The sequence below is a fragment of the Chitinivibrio alkaliphilus ACht1 genome (assembly GCF_000474745.1).
GTDB classification, from domain to species: domain Bacteria; phylum Fibrobacterota; class Chitinivibrionia; order Chitinivibrionales; family Chitinivibrionaceae; genus Chitinivibrio; species Chitinivibrio alkaliphilus.
On sequence record NZ_ASJR01000008.1, the window covers coordinates 57,304 to 71,397 of the forward strand.

General features: G+C 46.2%; 10 protein-coding genes and 1 pseudogene. 7 read left to right on the forward strand and 4 right to left on the reverse strand.

Going from position 1 to position 14,094, the window contains the following annotated elements; all coding sequences use genetic code 11:
- Positions 1-1,191 (forward strand): annotated as a pseudogene (locus CALK_RS13355) (DEAD/DEAH box helicase); the annotation flags it as partial.
- A 117-nt stretch (positions 1,192-1,308) separates the two neighbouring features.
- On the forward strand, positions 1,309-1,914 hold the full coding sequence (locus CALK_RS13360; protein WP_275574368.1) for a helicase-related protein: 606 nt from the start codon (positions 1,309-1,311) through the stop codon (positions 1,912-1,914).
- Here the strand turns inward: CALK_RS13360 and CALK_RS05210 are convergent.
- Positions 1,901-2,230 carry a YqfO family protein gene (locus tag CALK_RS05210; protein ID WP_022636614.1) on the reverse strand — a complete coding sequence of 110 codons (330 nt, stop codon included), beginning with the start codon at positions 2,228-2,230 and terminating at the stop codon, positions 1,901-1,903. The genes CALK_RS13360 and CALK_RS05210 overlap by 14 nt on opposite strands.
- Before the next feature lie 78 nt (positions 2,231-2,308).
- On the opposite strand from CALK_RS05210, the gene CALK_RS05215 reads away from it, so the two are divergent.
- Both CALK_RS05215 and CALK_RS05220 read left to right on the forward strand, forming a co-directional pair.
- Positions 2,309-2,668 carry a thioredoxin domain-containing protein gene (locus tag CALK_RS05215; protein ID WP_022636615.1) on the forward strand — a complete coding sequence of 120 codons (360 nt, stop codon included), beginning with the start codon at positions 2,309-2,311 and terminating at the stop codon, positions 2,666-2,668.
- Complete coding sequence (locus tag CALK_RS05220; protein WP_022636616.1) at positions 2,665-3,297, forward strand: cytochrome c biogenesis CcdA family protein; 633 nt, start codon at positions 2,665-2,667, stop codon at positions 3,295-3,297. Before CALK_RS05215 ends, CALK_RS05220 begins: the two co-directional genes overlap by 4 nt.
- A gap of 1 nt (position 3,298) precedes the next feature.
- Here CALK_RS05220 and CALK_RS05225 read toward each other — a convergent pair whose 3' ends face one another.
- From CALK_RS05225 to gshAB, 3 genes are all read right to left on the reverse strand, one after another.
- The gene (locus tag CALK_RS05225) at positions 3,299-4,594 is read right to left on the reverse strand and encodes an erythromycin esterase family protein (protein WP_022636617.1); all 1,296 of its coding nucleotides are present in this window, start codon (positions 4,592-4,594) and stop codon (positions 3,299-3,301) included.
- Positions 4,595-4,656: 62 nt separating this feature from the next.
- Positions 4,657-6,618: a methyl-accepting chemotaxis protein gene (locus CALK_RS12105; RefSeq protein WP_022636618.1), complete on the reverse strand. Its 1,962-nt coding sequence runs from the start codon at positions 6,616-6,618 to the stop codon at positions 4,657-4,659.
- 95 nt (positions 6,619-6,713) lie between these two features.
- Positions 6,714-8,960, reverse strand: a complete 2,247-nt coding sequence (gshAB, locus tag CALK_RS05235) for a bifunctional glutamate--cysteine ligase GshA/glutathione synthetase GshB (RefSeq protein ID WP_022636619.1) — start codon at positions 8,958-8,960, stop codon at positions 6,714-6,716.
- A gap of 324 nt (positions 8,961-9,284) precedes the next feature.
- On the opposite strand from gshAB, the gene CALK_RS05240 reads away from it, so the two are divergent.
- Genes CALK_RS05240 through CALK_RS05250 form a run of 3 tightly spaced genes read left to right on the forward strand, consistent with a single transcriptional unit; the run spans position 9,285 to position 14,069 of the window.
- Positions 9,285-10,982: a hypothetical protein gene (locus CALK_RS05240; protein WP_022636621.1), complete on the forward strand. Its 1,698-nt coding sequence runs from the start codon at positions 9,285-9,287 to the stop codon at positions 10,980-10,982.
- A gap of 36 nt (positions 10,983-11,018) precedes the next feature.
- Complete coding sequence (locus tag CALK_RS05245; protein ID WP_022636622.1) at positions 11,019-12,248, forward strand: DUF6175 family protein; 1,230 nt, start codon at positions 11,019-11,021, stop codon at positions 12,246-12,248.
- 48 nt (positions 12,249-12,296) lie between these two features.
- Complete coding sequence (locus CALK_RS05250; protein WP_022636624.1) at positions 12,297-14,069, forward strand: CsgG/HfaB family protein; 1,773 nt, start codon at positions 12,297-12,299, stop codon at positions 14,067-14,069.
- Positions 14,070-14,094 lie beyond the last annotated feature (25 nt).

Below are 14,094 nucleotides of genomic sequence, written 5' to 3' on the forward strand. Positions count from 1 at the left end.
GCCGAAAAGAACATTCACACCCTGCAAGATCTGCTCTACTTTTTTCCCCGAAGATTTCAGAATAAAGGGAGTGTTACTCCCATGGCAGAACTTACGGCGGGATGTGAAGCCCTTGTACGGGGAGAAATTACCCAAGTCCGCCTCGAACGACGACAACGCACCATGCTTCGTGTGGGCTTACAGGATGCCACGGGCCATATGGAGCTTATTTGGTTTTCCCGTGCCGCCTACCTGCAACGAGTTTTATCCCCGGGCAAAATCATCTCATGTTTCGGCACGGTTCAGCTCTACCACACAGCGCAAATGGTGCATCCTGAATTTGATCTCACCGCCCAAGAAGGATCTAAAGATGAGCCGTACCAGCCCGTATATCCAACAAGTGAAGTCTTTTCTGCCGCACGAATAACCAGTACGGATATTCGTAAATTTATCCGATGGATATTTAAAAACCTCACACGATATCCTGAAAATATTCCCCGCGAGTTAGAAAAGAAATACACCCTTCCTCCCTTGGCCGACGCTCTCTACTTCTCTCATTTTCCAAAAGACCTTGCGGAACGAAAAAACAAATGGTTTTTCCGTATTCAATTTGAAGAATTATATCAAACAGCCGTGCAACTGCATTGGAATCGTCGGGAATACACCTTGCCGGGGAGGTCTTTCACAGCGGGGGATGATCTTCAAAAAAGGTTTATCGACACACTTCCCTTTGCCCTTACAGCGGGGCAAGGCCATGCGGTGGAAACCTTACGCCGGCTCAGTGCCTCTGAAACAAAAATGCACATTCTTCTACAGGGAGACGTGGGATGTGGAAAAACAGTGGTCGCCTTTATCGCCGCGTTAAAAGCCCTTGCCGCAGGATTTCAAGTGGCATGGCTTACTCCAACAACCGTCCTTGCAGATCAATCATACCGCACAATAGCCGCATGGCTCTCCAGTGTGGGATATACAGCCCACTGCCTTACGGCCCATACCCCTGCAACAGAAAAGCGCAACATACTCCGCGAAACACGGTTGGGAAACGTTTCATGGCTTGTGGGAACCCATGCACTCCTTAACAACTCCCTCGAATTTTCATCCCTTGGCATGATTATTATTGATGAACAGCATCGATTCGGCAGTGCACAACGCCTTACCCTGCAAAATAAAAACCCACAGGCAGATCTTCTCATGATGTCTGCCACACCAATCCCAAAGAGTCTTGCGGCAACACTCTACAGCGACTTAGAAATTCTTTCCATACCAGATCTTCCTAAACATCGTCGTCCCGTTCAAACCCATCTTGTGCCACCTCAAAAAGTTCTTCCTATGTATGGATTTCTGGAAGAGCGTATTAGCCAGGGTGAGAAGGTGTTTTGGATTATTCCCCGCATTGATGAAGACATACGCTCTTCACGCATGGATCTTGAAAAACGCAAGGCAATTCTACAAGAACAGCTTCCTCAGCAAAGGGTATCTTGGCTCCATGGAAAAATGCCGCCCCGTGAAAAGGAGGCCATTCTACAGGATTTTGCCACAGGCCCCGCGGGAATACTTCTGGCAACAACAGTCATTGAAGTGGGAGTTGATATTCCAGAAGCAACCGTTATGGTGATTGAAAATAGTGAATGCTTCGGCCTTGCCCAGCTCCACCAACTTAGGGGACGCGTGGGACGATCTTCACTAAAATCATGGTGCTTTCTCCTCTGCGGTGCAGAGACTTCTCCCACAAGTGTGGAGCGACTTCACACCTTTTGTTCCACCCATGACGGATTTACCGTGGCAGAGCAAGACCTTATGCTTCGCGGTACCGGTGAGGTGCTTGGCCACCGACAAAGTGGCTTTTCCGATATTATCTATTCAGATATCCTCACCCAGGCCCCTCTCTTTCAGGCCCTCCAAAAAGATATCGAAACCTTACTTATTCCTGAATGAGATCATCCTTCTGCAAGATCCGTACGAACTCATAAGCCGGCTCTTCATAGGGATGGCTCTCAAAAAGCGCCTCCATAACCGTAGCAACATGCTCTTGAGCAACCAAGGTCTCCACCCGATACTCTTCAACCACTTCCAGACGATCCGTTTCCCCTAAAAAAGGAGCGCTTCCCGAACCAGGACGAAACTGACCACATCCCCGTACTTCCCAACTACAACAGTCATAATTTCCCAATACACCGGCACCGGCAGAAAAGAGTGCCTCCTTCACGCGTTCCTTATATTCTGTTGGGACATAGACATACAGTTTATACATACATACTCCAAAAAAAGCGTTTTTTTACGTATGGCATACTCCTTGCTAATAAAATAGTACTTTAAAAAAGGAGTGTCCATGAAACATATCGTATCTCTACTTTTTCTTCTTCTATTAAGTACAATCACCTTGGGAGAACCCCATGAGCCAAAAGGTGCCCTTCTGTTTTTTATTAACCCCACGGGCCGTCCCTGTATCATTCAGGATAAGGAGATTCAAGAAAATCTCACCCTCCCGGAGCAATTTGACCTTTCCTATATCAGTACTGACGTTCCCGCAGATAGATCTTCTTTCATGCAGTATGGCGTGCGCGCCTTGCCACAGCTTATATTAGTAGATTCAGAAGGAGATATCCTGCATCGCTTTCCACCGGGGATACAATCTGCGGCACAAATAGAAACAGCCCTTGCCAACAGCGCGAAAGGAGATTCCCAATGACCCCTCTTGATATATCCCTTGTATCCATACTCCTTGTTTTTTTTGCAGGCGTTGCAAGTGTTGCGTCTCCCTGTGTGTTTCCCCTACTTCCCATCATTATGACAGGAACTGAGCAAGACAGTAAATACCGCCCCCTTCTTATTGTCCTTGGTATCACTCTTTCCTTTGTTCTTATGGGGGTGATTACTTCTGCCTTTAGCTCTCTCATACTGGGTCGCATGCGTTACATAGAAATTGGCGCTGGCATATTAATAATTATCTTTGGAGCTCTCCTTGCTGCAAATATCAACCTCTTTAAGCATATAACAATTCTACAAAAAATACCCACTCCAAAAGGAGGGGGCATTTCTGGTTTTTTCCTCGGGGTAACCCTTGGCATTGTATGGATCCCCTGCATTGGTCCAATGCTCTCTGGAGTGCTTGCCATGGTAGCCACGGAAGGAACCATGGCCGCTGGCATTCTGCTTCTATTCATATACTCCTTTGGACTTGCTATCCCCCTGCTTCTCGCGGGATACGCAACACAGGTCTTTCGAAAAAAGGTGGGGGCTTTTCAACAGCGCGGCACCATAATTCGAATTATAAGCGCGCTCATACTCATAGGGTTTGGCGTATATATCGCCCTGTAAATCAGGGCGATCCAAGGGGGGTCAAAGCGGTAGTCCTATGGATGTATATCATGCCATCATATCTATGTGGAACAAGACTGGGAACATAGTTTCCCTGCTCGTTATGCGGTTGATATACCACCCCAACAGCACGATGATTGATGGGGCTCATGAGGGGGCTCTCCTCGGAGATAGGGTGAGTAAAGTCAAGAAAGAAGAGGGAGTCTTCCTTCTGAGAAAAGAGGTTTTCAAGGCTTCCTTCCATGGGTTCAGGCATGGTCATCTCTTCCCAGGGAGCACCCCACTGCCTCCCCGCGATAACCTCTCCTTCACTGGTGGCAAAACCGAGAATACGAACCGCGGAATCTCCTAAACGCTCCCGGGCAACACTGCCAATATTCACCTGTCCCACCTGCGCCATAATAGTCGCTCGGGCATCTCCAACATGCGTATTATGTGCCCAAACAATACCACGAGACTCACTTCCGTGAAAATCTCGTAATTGTTCTGTGGTAGAAAAGAAGTGTTTTGCCCGACTGTTCCAAGATTCTGGGCCCTGTTTTGTCGAAAGACGGAAAAATCGCTCAGCCCCGTGTATTGCGCGAGCTTTCTGCACCGCTGAAAAATAGGCGGGATCGCTTTTACCCGCCTCTCTCCGTGCTTTTTTGACACACGCCACAAGGCTATCCATGGCGGAAGCACAGGAAGCACCCTGCTGAAAAACAGCACGGGCATAGGCTCGCTCATCGCGGTTATAGGGAGCAAAGCACCCCACATATTCAGCAACCTTATCGGATTTATCCGGGATATGTATATCAACAAAATCTTGCAGAGCATCCATGGCCTCCCACTGCCCGTACACATCTACCCCGTAGAGCCCAACGTGCTCTTGAATAGGGCGAGATTCATTATACTCCCGCAGCCACTTGACAAAAGAAAGGAATTCTTCATTTGCCCACATCCATTGGGGCCATCGTTCAAAATCAGCTATAATATCCCGGGCTGAACTATCGGTCTTTCCCCGGACAAATCGATTCAAGCGATGGAGAGGAACCCAATCACCCTCTACAGCTACAAAGGATATATCTCCAGATTCAATCAAACGTTTTGAAATTCCCGCACGCATGGTATAAAACTCCGCCGTTCCATGGCTTGCTTCTCCGAGAAGAATGAGTTGCTCATCTTCAAAAAAAGTATCTACAAAGGAAAAATCATCCTCTCCTTCAAGGGGAACCACGGGAAAAAAGTCTTCTGACTTTCCTAAGGTACAGGAAAGACATACTAAAACGAGAAAAGAAACAAGACAAATACTCTTCATAGGCCCATCCTTACTAGGGTATACCTGCAAGATATATGGAAAACACCGATGTATGCAAGGGATCACCCCAAACGGAAGTGTTCCACCATCCCCTTCAGAACATGCGTTTGCGATGCAAGCTCTTCAGCGGTAGCAGCAGCTTCCTCTGAAGCGGCAGCACTGCTTTGAACAACCTCATCGATAGATTCAATTTCTTCCGAAATATGACGCACCGATTCCACCTGTTTCATACTTTCCGTATCAACCTCAGAGAGTGTGTCAGCAATATCTGATACAGCAGTGGAAATCTTTTGAAACTGTTGTACCGTTGTATCGGTAAAGCTCCGCCCCTCATGTACAGAATCGATGGTTGTCTGAATTAGTTCTTCCGTCTGCCCTACTGCTTTTGCACTACGCCGGGCCAAATTACGAACCTCTTCAGCGACAACGGCAAAGCCTTTTCCATGTTTTCCTGCACGAGCAGCCTCTACACTGGCATTTAAGGCAAGAAGATTTGTCTGAAACGCAATATCCTGTATCATTTGAATAACTGACCCAATCCGATTTGAAGCCTCTTCAATTCGCCCCATGGCAGAAACGAGTTCCTCTACCCGCTGTTCTCCCTGCTCTGCGGTATCAGATGTGGCAAGAGCGCTCTGCGAAGCAGAACGTACCTTTCCCGCAGTGGCATCAGACTGATCACGAAAATCGGTTATATTTTCTGTAATACGAACAAGAGACTCCGCTTGTTCAGACGACCCTGCTGCTAGGGATTGACTCAGCTCTGAAAGCTGATCTGCACCGGCATGTACCTGCACGGAAGAGTCGTTGATTCCATGAAGTGTCTCCAAGAGAGATTTCTGCATTTGCTGCAAGGAATTTCCCAGAGCATCCACCTCTGAATCACAGGTAATAGGCTCCGTAAGATCTCCCTCAGCAATACGCTGCAATGATTCCCCCTTGCCTCGTAAGGAGTCAACCATACGTGAAAGGGCCCGTACCAGCAACCCTATTTCATCTTCACTGGTGGCTGTAATTGATACAGATAAATCTCCAGCTGAAACCCCGTCGGCAAGGGTCACCGCAGAGGAAATACTTTTTATGAGAGGACGAAGAAGAAATTGTGTCAAAAGCAAGGCGACACCAATTGCAATAGCCCCCATCAACAGAGAAATACGAAGCCCTCGTTGTAGGGGAGCCAAAAGCTCTGTTCTACTTGCAGTGGTAATCAGAATCCAGTCAACCCCGTCTATGGCTTGACTCTGAACATAATACTCATCTTCCTCCGTTGACAAAAGAAAAGAGTGTTGATCTGCAGACAGTAAAGATGCGAGTTCAGCATCCCACCCAAGGGAATCACGTAATGATCCCTCTTCCAGAAGTTCCGGGTTGGAGTGAACAACAATATCACCGGTACTGTTTATCACAAAGGTTTCTCCAGAAGAGCCAATTGTATTGGAGGTCACCCGTTCTACGAGGTCTGCCAAGGGAATACTTACAGAAAAAAGGCCGAGAAATTCTCCATCAGCATCAACTCGATAGTTAATAAAGGCAATTTCCCCGTAAAGATGGTGGGTTGTATACACATTAATATTAAAATCATCACCGCTTTCTGCAAACTCAGTAAACCATTGATCATCCTCTGTAAGACGTCGTAACTCATACTCTCCACCAACAACATTGTAATAGTTTTCCGTGTGTGCTGAAACAAAATTAGCACCACTGGTGGAAAATTGATTTGATACGCGGGATAATTTGTCAACCAGATCGGGAATACGCTCTTCATTCTCACCACGAAGAATCCACTCTTTGAAAAAGGGGTCTTCTGCCATCGATCGGAGGCCAATCACGGCATTAAACAGGGATTGATGAATATCGTCTGTAATCGTGGCTACAGTAAGAGGAATCTCCCGCTCAAGGAGACTCTCCTCCATACTATGCCATGATGTACGAGTTATTACGGCCGTAACCGCTCCCACAGAAAGAAAAAGAATAGAACCAAAAAGAACCAAAAGTTTTGTTGATATACGCGACTGAATACGCACAGAACCCCCCTGAATAAAGACATATTTCAGTCTATCTTCATGGACGTATCCCGTCAAGATTTTATTTGTCTAATAGCCCAATTTGGACAAGTACTTCACGCCCCAAGGGACGCTTTTTTTCCCAGAAAGGGATAGCAATGTATATGTATAGCCGGATTGAAATTTGCTTCAATGATGGTATAATTATCCCGGTTCGCCGGAAGCGATATTCCCTGAATAATCATATCAATACCGCATATTTTTGCACCCAATGCGTGGGAACCCCGCAAGGCGATTTCCTTGTATGAATCATGTACCTCATCGGTATAATCAATACTATCTCCCCCCGTTGAGATATTTGAATTCTCCCGCAAAAAAAACTGTGTTCCCTGCGGAAGAATCGTATCTTTATTGTAACCCTGCCGTGCCAAAAAAGCCTGTTCTATCTCACCGAGAGTAATTTCTTCTAAGGGAGTAACGTACCCCTTTGAACGAAGGGGATCACGGTTTTTCTCTACCACTAACTCTGCAATGGTACTCTTTCCATCTCCCGTAACATTTGCAGGAATACGATGCAGTATTCCTGCAACGGTTCCGTTTATGATAAAAAAGCGATACTCTTTTCCCTCAAAAAATGGTTCAGCCAAGACAGTACTATCCTCTCGAAACGCTCGTGTAACCGCCGCATCATACTCACTTCGCGAAGGGCCTGTAGTAAAAATCTCAACGGCCGTACCAAAATTTGTACGATTCGGCTTTATTACCAAGGGGGTGTTCTTTACGGTTTCATAGGCAACTGCCGCCTCTGCAGAGGTTGAAAAAGCGTGCCCCCCAGGAACAGAGAGAGAGGCCTCTCGCAGAATTTTTTTTGTGACAACCTTATTCTCCATAAGCAGAGTGGAGATATAGGTGTCGGCAGATGTTTTTGTAGCCTGTTTTACATATTCCCACCCGGTTTTTCCCCGCAAGGCGATAATATTATCCTCCCTGTCCATAATGCGATAGGGAATTCCTGCTACAATGGCCTCTTTTAACACAATTTTTGTTGAGAGTTCCAAAGATTCTGCACCAAAAAAAGTAAAGAAATGCTGCGTATAATACTCTTGGGTTGCCGTCGATTGTGCAGAGGAAAAATCACGAAATCCCTTTGCCAAAATCTCCTCGCGACACCGCCATGCCAAGGTTTTTTCAGGGTGTTCAAACACGGCCTTCATATTGCGTATAGAGTCTGCGTAGACCGAAGAGGGGCAAATACGGGAAAAGACCTCCTCCATTTCAGAAAAAATGTCCATGGCGTATTCACGAAGAGGCACCTCCTTGCCCGTTGCTGTTGCAAGGCGAAGGGAAGGATCTAGGCCATGGAGACACACCCGATCATAATTTACGGCATCTGCGGAAGAAGGGGTTTTATCAGGACAAACGAGTAAATAGTGCATGAAGAGGTTTATCCACTCTGCCTGTTCAAGATCCAGTCCGTTATGAGAAAAGGGATTTATGTCAATACAGCGAATCTCAAGATATTCAATCCCCTTTTCTGCAAGTTCACGGGGAGAACGGGCTGTACTGTTTTTAAGACGAAGGGCCGTGTAGAGCTCATCGGGAAAACGAATTTTCCCCGTAGAAATAAAGGATTCTACTTGTGCAACATAGCCTGAAAGAGTGTCGAAGGAGAGCTCATCAGGAAAATCATTTCGATATCCGCACGGTCCGTTTCGCAAAGACATGGCATATTCACTCGAGTAGGAACAAGCTCCCTTACACGAACAAAAATCCTGAGAAACCACATCCCGTACCGGAGTTGCACCCGTGAGATACACAAGCATCCATCGAAGCACAGAAAAATTTCGTGCCACCCGCATATACACCTCGTCTTGAAACACACGAAAGCTTTTTTCCGTCCCCTCCGCTTCATACAGATGAGTAAGGAGTTCCGGGGCGTAGGAAAAATTATAATGAAACCCTGAGATAAGCATTCGTGCAGACCCATACCGCTGTGCCAAATGCTCACGATATGTCTCCAAACGAATCCCCTCTTTTGAGGTATCAAAACGGGAAATCGGAATTGGTTCTGTCACAGCAGGAGGCATACTTTGATTCCATAGAACATCTGCAGAATCCTGTATAACAGCCATAATATTTTTTAGCTCATCATAGGCAGCAGCAACACCTCTTTTCGGTGTACTAATCAGTTCAAGCTGGATATCAGAAAAGTCTGTTTTAATGTATGGATGAGATATTTTATTTACGTAGGGATGTTTTTTCTTTGACGGTTCGAGAGTATCCGTAAGACGGAGAATTTCACGCTCAAAGCCAATGGTTGCTTCTGTAAGATACGTGTGCGGAATTGAGGAAAATCTATCCATGGTCTGTCCCGTTTTTTCTATAAAATATACAGAGGAGCACATAAAACCAGCATTTCTCTGTGAAAAATATAAAAAACTTTAGTGTTCTGATTGCCTATTTCTCCTATAGATACAAAGTGCATTCCGCGCAGAAGAGCGTATTCTTTGTTATGGAAAGAAAAAGAGAGGTTCTTATTTTGTATCAAGTTCTTAGGAACGCCCCATCATTCCAGATCCATCTGTGAAAAGTATTATTACGGCGTTAATCTCTTTTCTGCTTGTAATAAACGTAATATATTTTAAAATTTTGTCGTATACCATACTTCTATACGAGGAGTTTTTTCCGTGAAAACCTATGTCATACTTTCCTGCATTCTTGTTCTTTCCGTGTTTCTATCTGCTGCTGAAGAAGCCGGGCAATATACGCGAAGATCCGTGACACACATGAACACCCTGTGGCTTATGGATAACTCCGTACAGCAGCTTTCTGCAGCACAGGTCAACATGGTTCTTTCGGCAGTAAAAAAGGAAATTGCCATTCCCCGTTTTGATTTCAACCCCATTCCTGAACCTCTCAAAAGAGAGTTTATTGCCGAGGCAAACCGTTCCCTTGTCGGGTTTGACGGAGATGAGGATGAAGCCATGAATGCTATTTCAGAGGTAATGAACAAAACCGTGGTGCCTGCGGTGGTTGAGGTAGTGAAAACGGAAAGTGAAATGCGGGCAAAAAATCTCCGCACCGAGCAGGAGCGAAACTCCTTTATCACAAATAAGGCCCGAGAACTCGGTATTACGGCAGAACATATTGAAGAGGTGATGAACTCCGCCTATCTCTACATTCCCTTTGCCATGAATTATACCCAGCATACTGATGGTACCCGATACCGCGAAACCATAGACCTTGGCATTATCTGGTGGCAAATAACCACCACAGAGGATACCGCTTTTGCGGAAGTGGTACATAAGGATGTACGAAGATCCATGGGTAACGGACGGGTCGGAAATAGATACAGCGTTAATGATCAACGCTTAAATCATCAGGAATATGCCTTTCACTCCATGGCAGAAAACGGTGCCCGAAACCTTGGCGTGGCAACGCGGGAAATAGAAGATTTTGTTTTATCAGGGCAGGTTATTTCTGGAAACCCCATGCGCATGACCTTTAATCTTGGCGACGAAGAGGGGCTAACCGTGGATGATACATATCTTATCATCCGTGATATTATTCACGCCGATGGCAGTCGTGAAAGCCGTCGTGCCGGCTGGGGTATTGTAAAGAATGTCGGCGACAGCCTTGGCGATCGGGGCTATCAATCGCGGGCGCAGGTGATATCGGGAAACCCCCGTATTGGTTCGGTGGTGCGCGAATACCCTCGCCTCCCAATCGATGTGAGTTTTGGGTATCGCTACTTTCCCTATTCCGCGGAAGCAGAAGGAGCGAGAGACTTTTCTGTTGACGGAGGACATGGCTTTGAAGCACGCGCCAGCTATAATATCGGCCGTCACGCAGGCATCTCTCAACTCTATTTCGATTTTGGCTTTGCCATGGGATGGGGCGGAGCAGATGGAGTTATTAATTTTCCAAGGCATGGAACACATGAAGTTAATTTTGTCGAAAACCACTCCTTCGATTTTGCCCTCATGAAAAAATTCTATATCCGCCGCCTGGGTCTTGTGTTTACAGGGGGAGCTACAAACTCCACCATTCGCTCAGGAACTCCCAGTCACACCTTTAGAATAGAAGATCTCTTTTATGATCGTCTTGCCGTGGAAAACAGCCAGTGGGGGGGCTTTGCTTCCGCCGGGGTGGAACTGGCCCTCTCGCCCGCTCTGAATCTTGGGGTGAAGGGACAGTATCTTTTTATGAATGAAACCGATCGCTGGGACTATGTGGGAGAACGCAATGATGACTGGCATTATCTGGGAAGCTATCGCGATGCTACGGTGGATCACTCCGACGGAATCTCCATTCAGGGGTATTTTACCTGGTCTCCCCCCAGCCTTCCCTTCGACCCTATTTCTTGGATACGGGGAAATATGTAATATGAATACAACTATATTTTTTACAGGGAGCATTCTATGAAAAAAAATGCGATCATTTCCATTGTATGTGTTCTGGGCTTATATATAAGCCTTTCAGCGTCAAATCTCCCCCTTTCAAAACAGGCAAGTTTTGTGGAGAATTACTCATCCTCAGAGGTCACAGTCCAGGCAACCGGCATGGGTCGGCGAGACCGGCACGCCTTGGTGGATCTGCGCAAAGCGGCGGTACATTTTGTCCTCTACGGAGGAACCGATCCGCTTCTCAGTTCACCGGAAGCACAACTGAAGTTTCAAGAAATTGAGGAATCCTTTTTTGAAGACAGTAATGTAGCCTCTTACATCACGTGGGAAGCAGACCGTGTTATCTCCTCTGCTGATACACGACTTCCCGATGGTGGACGTGGTGTATCTATTACAAAAAATGTACGGGTACATCGACAGCAACTATATGAATACCTGGTAAGCCAAGATATTATTCTATCCAGACAAGATCTGGTAGAACAGATTGGACTTCCCATGATAATGGTTCTTCCTGAGGTTCCACAAGGACAAACCCCCTTAGAAGTATTTGATAAGAACCCCCTTGCCCGTCAAGCTGCCGGTGCTATCGAAAGCCATCTTACTGCCCAGCGATACGATGTTGTTGTCCCCCGAGCACAGGAACAGCTCAGCGATCTTGCCACGGTGCAGGGAGCTCTTCAAGGAAGTGATGAAGATATAAGTTACCAGCTTGCCCTTTCCTTGGGAGCCGATGTATACATTGTCTTTTCCGGAGAAGTAGAAAATGATCGGGCTACCGTTGTACTTCGCGCATATGAAACAACCACAGCACGTCTTTTGGGTACCGAAACAGGATATAGTGAACGACGTCCAGGAGCATCACAACAAGCTCTTACAGAAGAAGCGGTAAACTCTGCTCTCAGTAATGTTCTCAGCCGTGTTCAAAACTACTGGCGCGATGATATTGAACGCGGATTGCAGTATAAAATTATCTTCCAATTTCAAGACGGCTTTGATGAGTACGACAAGGAAGATGTTCAGTTTGCAATCATGGACGCCATGGAAGATATGTTCACTCGCTTCAATGAGAACATTGTGGCAGATAACACCATGGACTACTTGGTTTGGGCAACAAAAGATGAGTACAGCAGAGCTTCATCTATTTATCGGGATTTTCGTAATACTCTTCGTGACTATGCCCGTGTAACCAGAATCACTCTCAATAGGAAATTTATTGTTATGGGCATTGAACCCCTACAGTTCTAATCACCCGGGGGGAGTAGTACTCCCCCTTTTTTTATAAGGAGCATTTGCATGAAACGCATTTATATCACCATACTCGTTTCTCTATCTCTTGTTTACGGCGGTATTGGACAGAGCGATTGGATGGAAACTGGACAAATAATTCGCTACCCTGCAAGTCGGTACTTCTATGCTGTTGGATCAGGATCATCACCGGAAGGAGCACGAACCTCCGCTATTGCCGAAGTTCGCAAACAGATTTCTTCCACCATATCCACAGAAGAAATTTCCGCCATATCAGATATGTACGGTACCGATGGGCATACCCATGAAACACGATATCAACAACGCACCCGCATTACCTCTCATGGTGATATTCAGGGTGTAAATATTATTGCTACGGATGAACGTGATGGACTCTACTACGCCTTTGGAGTACTTGAAAAAGAAAATTTCAAAGAAACAACTCGGGCAAAAATTCAAGAACAACAAGAGAAGTTACGCGATGTATACTCCCGCGCACAAAGCGCCATGGATCGTTCTAATTTTCCTACGGGATTACGTTACGTAGGTACTGCCCGAGATATCTACTCTCGCCTCGAGGCAAATCGTGTACTTCTTACGGCAGTTACCCCACTTACCGATGCAGAACGACTTGACATAGCTCTTCACGATATCGAAAGCCTCTATGCAAATGCCCTTGAATCACTACGAACAAAGAAAATAAGCGGTGATCGACAGGAAATAAGTACGGGTAACACCTTGGAAGAACCCTTTGGTATTGTCGTGTCAGCAGATGGGCAGGGCGTTGCGAATATCCCCTTTGCTCTGGTCGATCGAGAGGGAAAAGAAGTGATGCGAGCTTATTCTGATGATGAAGGAGAGGTGCTTTTCTTCCTTTCTGATCGTGCAAAAATGCGCCGGGGTGTACATCGATATCGGGTACAACCGGCACTCCGTGGCGTATCAAGAGACATGGTGGAACGACTTGAAGAATCCTTCGCATATCGTGTTATTGAAGCACCAGCCTATGCGAGTATCACCGTTGAACCCATGGAGGGAATCTCTCCGGAACAGCTCTCAAAACGCGTACAATCACTCTTAGGAGAATATGATATTCGTCATGAAGAGTGTAATTGCTATCATTTTAATATTGAGCTTTCTGCCAAAAAGGGTGAGTATATTCAAGGAGTATCCCGACAACGTACATTCCAGCAGGTAGAGGTTGATGCCACATTCATCCTGCGAGATGCAGAAAAAGAACGGGAAATCACGCGATTTTCTCGTTCTGCCTCAGGCATGGGAAACGACTTGGAAAGCGGTGTCTTTGCAGCTCTTGAATCCATGCGACTCGGTGATGATATGAGACTTTTAAAAGAGGATCTTGAACCTACAGAAGACACCCATAGTGAAACAGAGCTTCCGCGGGTTATTGTATTCCCCTTTACGAACAGTGAATATATATCAAACTGGCGCAATATCTCAGAATCTCTCTACAATATGATTGTTACCCAGCTTATTAATTCTGGCGGGGTAACCGTCTTAGAACGACAAGAAATCAGCCGCCTTATCGAGGAACAGCAATTCAGTTCTGAATCTATTGACATGGCACAGTATTTGGGCGCTGATCTTGCCATATTTGGAGCAGCATCACTCACAGGTGGAACCATTGAAATAGATGCAAGAATTGTTGATGTGGAAACAGCAGTATCCCGCGGTGCTGTCTCTGCAAGCGGCAGAAACCTTGCGGAACTTCGAACCATTGCAAATAGCCTTGTTGAAGAGATGGAAATAGACGGTCGTTCTCTTTCTGGCTCTTCCCGAAAACGTTCCTGCTGTCGCTAACCCGTAGTATGTACATAGGAAAAGG

Excerpts from the sequence above, each read along its gene's own strand:
- CALK_RS13360 (WP_275574368.1), top strand. The coding sequence starts at position 1,309 with ATGTATGGATTTCTGGAAGAGCGTATTAGCCAGGGTGAGAAGGTGTTT.
- CALK_RS05210 (WP_022636614.1), bottom strand. The coding sequence starts at position 2,230 with ATGTATAAACTGTATGTCTATGTCCCAACAGAATATAAGGAACGCGTG.
- CALK_RS05215 (WP_022636615.1), top strand. The coding sequence starts at position 2,309 with ATGAAACATATCGTATCTCTACTTTTTCTTCTTCTATTAAGTACAATC.
- CALK_RS05220 (WP_022636616.1), top strand. The coding sequence starts at position 2,665 with ATGACCCCTCTTGATATATCCCTTGTATCCATACTCCTTGTTTTTTTT.
- CALK_RS05225 (WP_022636617.1), bottom strand. The coding sequence starts at position 4,594 with ATGAAGAGTATTTGTCTTGTTTCTTTTCTCGTTTTAGTATGTCTTTCC.
- gshAB (WP_022636619.1), bottom strand. The coding sequence starts at position 8,960 with ATGGATAGATTTTCCTCAATTCCGCACACGTATCTTACAGAAGCAACC.
- CALK_RS05245 (WP_022636622.1), top strand. The coding sequence starts at position 11,019 with ATGAAAAAAAATGCGATCATTTCCATTGTATGTGTTCTGGGCTTATAT.
- CALK_RS05250 (WP_022636624.1), top strand. The coding sequence starts at position 12,297 with ATGAAACGCATTTATATCACCATACTCGTTTCTCTATCTCTTGTTTAC.